This is a genomic window from Methanobrevibacter sp., from assembly GCF_050872065.1.
Lineage (GTDB): Archaea > Methanobacteriota > Methanobacteria > Methanobacteriales > Methanobacteriaceae > Methanocatella.
Genome location: NZ_JBNMGD010000059.1, coordinates 1 through 7552 on the forward strand (window position 1 = coordinate 1; position 7552 = coordinate 7552).

A 7552-nucleotide genomic window follows, 5' to 3' on the forward strand; every position below is an offset into this window, starting at 1 on the left:
ATATTATATAACACCAAAAGACCGGCCAATAAATAAATAAATCAAATTTTAAAAATTTTAATCAAGTAATACAAACTTAAATTTATATAATAAATAGAAGGAAAATCAATCCATGGAACTATCTCTTAAATAAAACAATTTTTAATAAAAAACGGTGCAGATGAAGTAGGTTTTGCAGATATAACAAATTTTACTCCAAAAGAAAATTTAAACAAAGGAGTAGTTTTTTACATCACATTTCCAAAGGAAATTATAAGGAATATGCAAAATGCACCCACTAAAGAATATTTAAAAGAATTAATAAGTATAAATTCTAGGTTGGATTCAATAGGCATGAAATGTGAAAAATTTTTAATTGATAGAGGATACCATGCATATGCACAAACAAAAGCTCGCCTTGGACATGATTTTGGTGAGTTTAATTCATTTGATTTACCTCATAAAACTATTGCAACAAGGGCAGGAATTGGATGGATTGGAAAATCAGCATTGTTAATTACAAAAAAATATGGTAGTGCTTTGAGATTATCTTCTGTTTTAACTGATGCCCCACTAAATATAGGACAACCCACCCTTGAATCAAAATGTGGAAAATGTATGGACTGTAAAAACGCATGTACTGGAGGAGCAATCAGCGGAAAAGAATGGAATTATAAAATTTATCGTAACAATTTTTATGATGATAAAAATGTGAAAAATATGCATTAAAAATATCAGAAAAAAACTTAGGAAAATCAGATACAGTATGTGGTAAATGCATATACACATGCCCACACACCCAAAAATATATTAAAAAAAAAAATCATAATTTTAATGCAAATTTATAATCAGCAACACTATTAGTGATATTTAACCCTTGAATTTCTTTATCCATATGAACCGTTTCCAACTTATCATTAGAATCCAATGTAACAACAAAACCCATTTTTCTCCAAAATTTAATTGCACCGTCCAATGTTTTGTGAGTATGTAAATAGATATTATCATAATTTGAAGTTTTAGCAAAACTTTCCACTATACTAAACATTTTAGAAGCTAAACCACAACGTCTACATCGCCTATCTACAAACAATCTCCAAATACTTGAAGTAGTATCTACAGAATATAAATGCCTAAATTCTGGAAAATCCTTATCATATGCCCTAATACCAATAGTAGCTACAATTTCACCAGTTTTAGTATATGCAACAAAAAAATTATTTCTTTCTGGATTAATATAATATTTTTCTAGTTTAATAATGTCCTGATGCCACTTAGGAACATAATCATAACCAAATTCCAATTTAATCATTTTAAATAAAAACTCTTGAACCTTAGCAATTTCTTTTGGATTTTTACTTAATTCTTTTATTATAACATCCATATTAACACCCTTTAAAAAAAAGTATTACAAATTATAAAAAATTTATTTAATAAGTAATACTTTTTTATTAATTTTGAATAAGTTTAATATTGATAAAGTATAAAATAGTATTTAAAAGTTATCATTTAAAATCAAAAAAGGTGATTTAATGGAAAAATTACTAGATGTAGAAAATGTCTCAATTTCATTCGTCCAATATACTCAAGGATTAAATCAGCGAGATTTAAAAGTTATCACCGATTTAACTTTAGATGTATCTAAAGGAGAAATATTTGCAGTATTAGGATCAAGTGGATCAGGAAAAAGCTTACTTGCCCATGCAATACTTGGAATATTACCTGGAAATGCAAATTTAAATGGAAAAATTAAATATAAAGGAAAAGAATTAACCCAAAAAGATAAAGAAGAAATACGTGGAAAAGAAATAGCACTCATTCCCCAATCAGTGAACTTCCTAGATCCATTAATGAAAATATCAGAACAGGTAATAGGCAATACAGAAGATGCAGAAGAAAAAAAAGAAAAGAAACAAAAACAAAGAGAAATCTTCGAACAGTACAACCTGAGTTCCGAAGTAGATGACATGTACCCATTCCAACTCTCCGGAGGAATGGCTAGGAGAGTACTTATCTCAACAGCATTACTATCTGAACCAAAACTAGTTATAGCAGATGAACCTACACCAGGTTTAGATGAAAAAACAGTCATGGAAACATTAAATCATTTTAAACATATGAAAGAAACTGGAGTGGGAGTGCTACTAATTACACACGACATACATGCAGCATTAGAGGTAGCTGATAGAATTGGAATATTTTATTCCGGATATGTAATTGAAATCGCAGAAAATAAAGACTTTTCAGGAAATGGAGAAAACCTCTTACACCCTTATACAAAAGCATTATACAAAGCACTTCCATCAAATGGATTCAAATTAGTAAAAGGACACCAACCACTTCATGAAGAAATGACTACAGGTTGTCCATATTACGATAGATGTGAAATACGTATGAGTATATGCAAAGAAGAAATTCCCAAATTAATAGACCTTGGAAATAAAAAAGTAAGATGTTTTAAATATGGAGACTAAGAATATGGAACTTAAAGGACAGAATATTTCATTTAAATATCCATCAACTAAAAAATACATATTAAAAGATATTGATATATGTGTCGATAATACTAAAATCACTGCTTTAGTTGGAGATAGTGGAAGTGGGAAGTCAACATTGTGCAAAATCCTCTCAGGATATGTACAAAACTTCGAAGGTGAAATCACATTAAACGGGAAAAAATTACCTAAAAAAGAATTTTGCCCAGTCCAGTTGATTTTTCAGCATCCTGAAAAAGTAATGAACCCAAAATGGAAGATGATAAATATTCTCAAAGAATCCTGGATGCCAGATGATGAACTTTTAAAAGAATTCGGAATTCAAAAATCATGGTTAACAAGGTTTCCACAAGAGTTATCAGGGGGAGAACTACAAAGATTCTCAGTACTAAGAGCATTAAATCAAAAAACACAATTCATAATAGCTGATGAAATGACTACAATGCTCGACGCAATAACCCAAGTACAAATCATAACATCAGTTATTGAAATCGTGAAAAAAAGAAAGATGGGAATGCTAATAGTAAGTCACGACAAGCCATTAGTAGAAACCATCTGCGATGAAATAATATACTTAAAAGACATTAATGGTGTTTAACCATTAATTTTTATTAATTTTTTAATAAGATAATCCGCCCAAATCATAGTAAGATTATTTGAGACTATTTCACCTAAAACTATACCCATCCAAGCTCCCCATACACCATAACCTAAAACAACACCAAATAATACTGCAAAAAATATTGTGAAACCTGTTTCTCTAATAATTGTTTGAAACATTGCAGTAATTCCTTTTCCAAGACCCTGGAAGATATATGTTGAAGACACACCTACTGCCATTGTTGGATAATAAATTACAATCCATGAAAGAAAACTTGTAAGTTCAGGGGCGATTCTTATACTGCTTCCAGAAGAAGCAAACACAGATGCAATATCTCCTGCAAATACATTTGTTAAAATAGCTACAATAAATGCAATGACAATTGAAACCTTCATTGCATATCTATGAGCAATCTGAATATTTTTATAATTTCTCGCACCATAATTAGCTGCAACCACACTAATTAAAGCTGATCCAATAGCTAAAAGAGGAGTAATTCCAATTGTAACTATTCTCCACCCAGTTGAATAAACCGCAACCGAATCAGTTGATCCAACAAATGCCAGGAGTGCTGAGAAGACTGCTGCAAAAAATGCATTATTTAAGAGCTGAATACTTGCAGGAATACCTACTTTTATTATATCCATTGAAATTTCTTTTTTAAAATCAAAATTACTTAAATTAGGCTTTAAGTAAGTATCCTCTTTAATGTAAAACCAATACAATAAAATTAAAATTACAAAAATTGATGATATAATCGTTGCAATGGCAGCTCCTTTAACCCCTAAATTTAAAATGTAAATAAAAATAGGATCTAAAATCATGTTTAAAATTGCGGATGCAATCATTGCATACATTGGGCGAACAGTATCCCCTTCACCTCTTGAAATACCATATAATGCATTTGAAAGTATAATAAATACTGCTCCTAAAATAATAATCATACCATAATCAGTAGCATAACCAATAGTTTGACCTGCACCCATTGCATTTAATATTGGATTTAATAAAACCAGTAATACAAAGGTTATAATTAATGACACGACAATATCAATGATTATTGAATGAATAGATGCATTATCTGCTTTTTGCTTATCATTTTCACCAAGATATTTTGATAGGGCAAATGTAGCACCTGAACCCAATCCATTTCCAAAACCAACTAAAATCATGAATATTGGTGTGAAAAATCCGACACCTGCCAGTGCATCGGCACCAAGACCAGATACCCAAACAGCATCAATTAAATTGTAAAAACTTGTAATAAGTAATGAAACAATCAAAGGTATTGACATTTTTATTAATGCCTTTTTGGGATTGTTAATCATTAAATCCACACTATTTGAAGAATCATTACTTAACATGTATTACTATTAAAATTTATTCAAATATAAAATTAATCTTCAAAAAATGAACATGAAATATCCATTTAAATACAGATTTAAAAATAGAAATTACGACAAATATAACTGTAAAAATTTTTTAAAAAAAAATTAGAATAGTGGGTCTTTCACCATACCAATCCTAAATGAGTTTAGAATAACAAGCATTGTTAAACCTAAATCTCCAAAACCGACAGACATCATTAATGTAATAATACCTAAAATTGCAAGCACTACACATAATAACTTAACTACAATAGATACAGTAATATTTTGCTTAATAATTCCCATTGTCTTGTGACTCAAAGAAAACAGATACGGGAGTTTTGAAATATCATCCTGCATTAATGCAACATCTGCTGTTTCAATAGCTACATCAGAACCTGCAGCACCCATTGCAATACCAATATTTGCACGTGCTAGAGCTGGTGCATCATTAATACCATCTCCAACCATAGCCACATCCCCAAATTTGTTTCTAATTGAATCCAAGATATTTAACTTATCTTCAGGCATTAAATTAGAATACACATAATCAATTCCAATTTCAGATGCAACACTGTTAGCAGCTATTTTATTATCTCCAGTAAGCATTACTGTTCTTATACCCTCTTCTTTTAGCTCAGTTATCACTTGTGATGCACTTGATCTAATTTTATCAGATACTGTAATAATAGCTAAAACATTCCTGGAATTTCCAACAAACACTATTGTCTTGCCTTCAACAACATATTTATTAATTTCATCTTTTGAAATATCAAACAAACTGTCCCCAATCAATGATTCATTAGCCGCATAATATTGTTCCCCTCCAACACTAGCCACAATTCCTTTTCCAGGAACATTTCTAAAGTCATTGACTTCATTAAGCTCAATATCATTCATTTTCGCATAATCCACTATAGGTTGTGCAATAGGGTGAGAAGAGTGATTTTCCAGAGATGCTGCAATACGGATAATATCCTCTTTTGAGAAGTTTCCATCTAAAACTTTAACATCACTTAAAATTAATTTTCCCTCTGTTAAAGTACCAGTTTTGTCAAAGATAACTGCTTTTACGTTGCGCATCTCTTCAACATATGAACTTCCCTTAATCAAGACACCATTTTTGGTAGCTGAGGTAATAGTGGACACCATACCCACAGGTGTTGAGATTAAAAATGCACATGGACATGAAATCACCAGAAGTGAAAGTGCCTTATAAACCCAATCAGTTAGATTTTGGCCGAATACAAATGATGGTATCAATGCAACACAAATAGCTGTTATTATCATGACAGGAGTATAATATTTAGCTATTTTTTCAACCAAAGTTTCAGTTTCTGACCTATTAAGCTGAGACATCTTAACTAAATTGACAATTTTTGAAATGACAGAATCCTTAGCTTTTTTAGTTACGATAACTTCTAAATAACCATCTTCATTAACAGTTCCTGAAAATACCTCATCACCCACTTCTTTAAAAACCGGAACACTTTCACCAGTAATGGAAGCTTGATTAATTGATGAAGAACCCAAAACCACTTCACCATCCAATGGAACTTTATCTCCAGATTTCACAATTATAATTTCACCAATATTAACATTATCAACATTTTTGAGTTCCTCAAACTCACCAACTTTTACCCTTGCTGTTTCAGGAGCTATTTCAACTAAAGATTTAATAGAACGTTTAGCACGATACTCTGCATAATCTTCTAAAAATTCTGCAATGTAATATAGGAAAGTTACAGCAGCACCTTCTTCAGGATGTCCTATAACAAATGAAGCAACACATGCAACACACATAAGCATTGCAGGACCAACAGTATGCCTATTGACTAATGATTTATAAGCTAAAATAGCTATCTCATAACCTGCAATTAAAGCACCCAACATGAAGACCAAAGTTACTAAGGCTGAATTAAATGATAATAATCCTAAAATATAACCAATTACAAAACATATTCCACTTGCAACAATGATTTGAATTGGTTTATTAGCAATTAGAGATTTTCCTTCAGCTAATAATTCTTCATCATCACTACTATCCTCACAATCAGGACAACCACAAATACTTAAATTAACATCATCATGGTCATGATTATGACAATCACAAGCAGAATTCTCTTCATGTTCCTGATGATTGTGCTCATGATTATGTTCATGACCATCATCACAATCCGGACACACACAAAGATGTATTTCACCATCATCATAATTTATCTCTTTTCTATGAGAATAACTACTTAAATCTGTATTTTTCTGATAATCTCTTAATAACTGTTTATCATAGTGTTTAGAATTTTTACAGTGAATTTCATCACATTCTGGATCAAAACAGATATAATTATAATGTTTAGGATTGTAACAGATTTCCTCTTCACAATCAGCATCATAACATCTATTCTTTACCATATTATCACCAAATTAAATATTATTCTAATATATGTTCTAAACCTACTTTGTAAATCATTTCAATATGGAGATCTGTAAGTGAATATCTTACCATTTTACCTTCTTTTTGGTATTTAACAATATTATTAGCACGTAATATTCTTAATTGGTTTGAAACAGTGGTTTGATTTAAACCAAGTATTTCACAAATATCACAGACACATAAATCTTCAATACTAAGTAAGGAAATAATTTTTAGTCTTGTTGGATTTCCAAATATTTTAAAGAATTCAGATAGTTCAGTAAATTTATTTTCATCAGGTATACGTTCTTTTACACGATTTACAACATCTTCATGAGAATCAAAAACTTCACAAACATCCTCTTTATTTTCAAGATTATTATTTTCCATAGTCATCACATATATTATATATTTACATATTATGATATGTTTATCTATTTAAATGTTTTTATATCATGATACTATGATATGTTACCTTAAAAATAAAATTGAAATACTCAATTTTTTCTTTAAATGTCATAATTTCTCAATTAATACCCTTAAACTCATAAATATCTCCCATAAATCACCTAATTAAATATTTTTAAGATATATACCACCTAATTTATAAAACATAACCTATCAAAACAAAACTTTAAAATAAATAAAAAAATATGAGAAAAATCAATAATTCTTAAAATATAAATAAGATTAAAGG

7 protein-coding genes are annotated in these 7552 nt (G+C 29.9%); 3 read left to right on the forward strand and 4 right to left on the reverse strand.

Annotated elements, in window-relative coordinates:
• Nucleotides 1-261 precede the first annotated feature (261 nt).
• On the forward strand, nucleotides 262-708 hold the full coding sequence (locus ACR0P1_RS07200) for a hypothetical protein (RefSeq protein ID WP_432645728.1): 447 nt from the start codon (nucleotides 262-264) through the stop codon (nucleotides 706-708).
• Between the two features lie 94 nt (nucleotides 709-802).
• Here ACR0P1_RS07200 and ACR0P1_RS07205 read toward each other — a convergent pair whose 3' ends face one another.
• Nucleotides 803-1363, reverse strand: a complete 561-nt coding sequence (locus ACR0P1_RS07205; RefSeq protein ID WP_432645729.1) for a GNAT family N-acetyltransferase — start codon at nucleotides 1361-1363, stop codon at nucleotides 803-805.
• 148 nt (nucleotides 1364-1511) lie between these two features.
• On the opposite strand from ACR0P1_RS07205, the gene ACR0P1_RS07210 reads away from it, so the two are divergent.
• Entirely contained in the window at nucleotides 1512-2453 is a 942-nt protein-coding gene (locus ACR0P1_RS07210; protein WP_432645730.1) for an ABC transporter ATP-binding protein, read from the forward strand.
• A 4-nt stretch (nucleotides 2454-2457) separates the two neighbouring features.
• Nucleotides 2458-3072 (forward strand): ABC transporter ATP-binding protein, encoded by a 615-nt coding sequence (locus ACR0P1_RS07215; RefSeq protein WP_432645734.1) that lies wholly within the window; start codon nucleotides 2458-2460, stop codon nucleotides 3070-3072.
• Here ACR0P1_RS07215 and ACR0P1_RS07220 read toward each other — a convergent pair.
• The 3 genes from ACR0P1_RS07220 to ACR0P1_RS07230 all read right to left on the reverse strand — a co-directional run bounded on the left by ACR0P1_RS07220 (nucleotide 3069) and on the right by ACR0P1_RS07230 (nucleotide 7245).
• Nucleotides 3069-4439: an MATE family efflux transporter gene (locus ACR0P1_RS07220; protein ID WP_432645731.1), complete on the reverse strand. Its 1371-nt coding sequence runs from the start codon at nucleotides 4437-4439 to the stop codon at nucleotides 3069-3071. The genes ACR0P1_RS07215 and ACR0P1_RS07220 overlap by 4 nt on opposite strands.
• A gap of 129 nt (nucleotides 4440-4568) precedes the next feature.
• Nucleotides 4569-6854 (reverse strand): heavy metal translocating P-type ATPase, encoded by a 2286-nt coding sequence (locus tag ACR0P1_RS07225; protein ID WP_432645732.1) that lies wholly within the window; start codon nucleotides 6852-6854, stop codon nucleotides 4569-4571.
• A 19-nt stretch (nucleotides 6855-6873) separates the two neighbouring features.
• Nucleotides 6874-7245, reverse strand: a complete 372-nt coding sequence (locus ACR0P1_RS07230) for an ArsR/SmtB family transcription factor (protein WP_432645733.1) — start codon at nucleotides 7243-7245, stop codon at nucleotides 6874-6876.
• Nucleotides 7246-7552 lie beyond the last annotated feature (307 nt).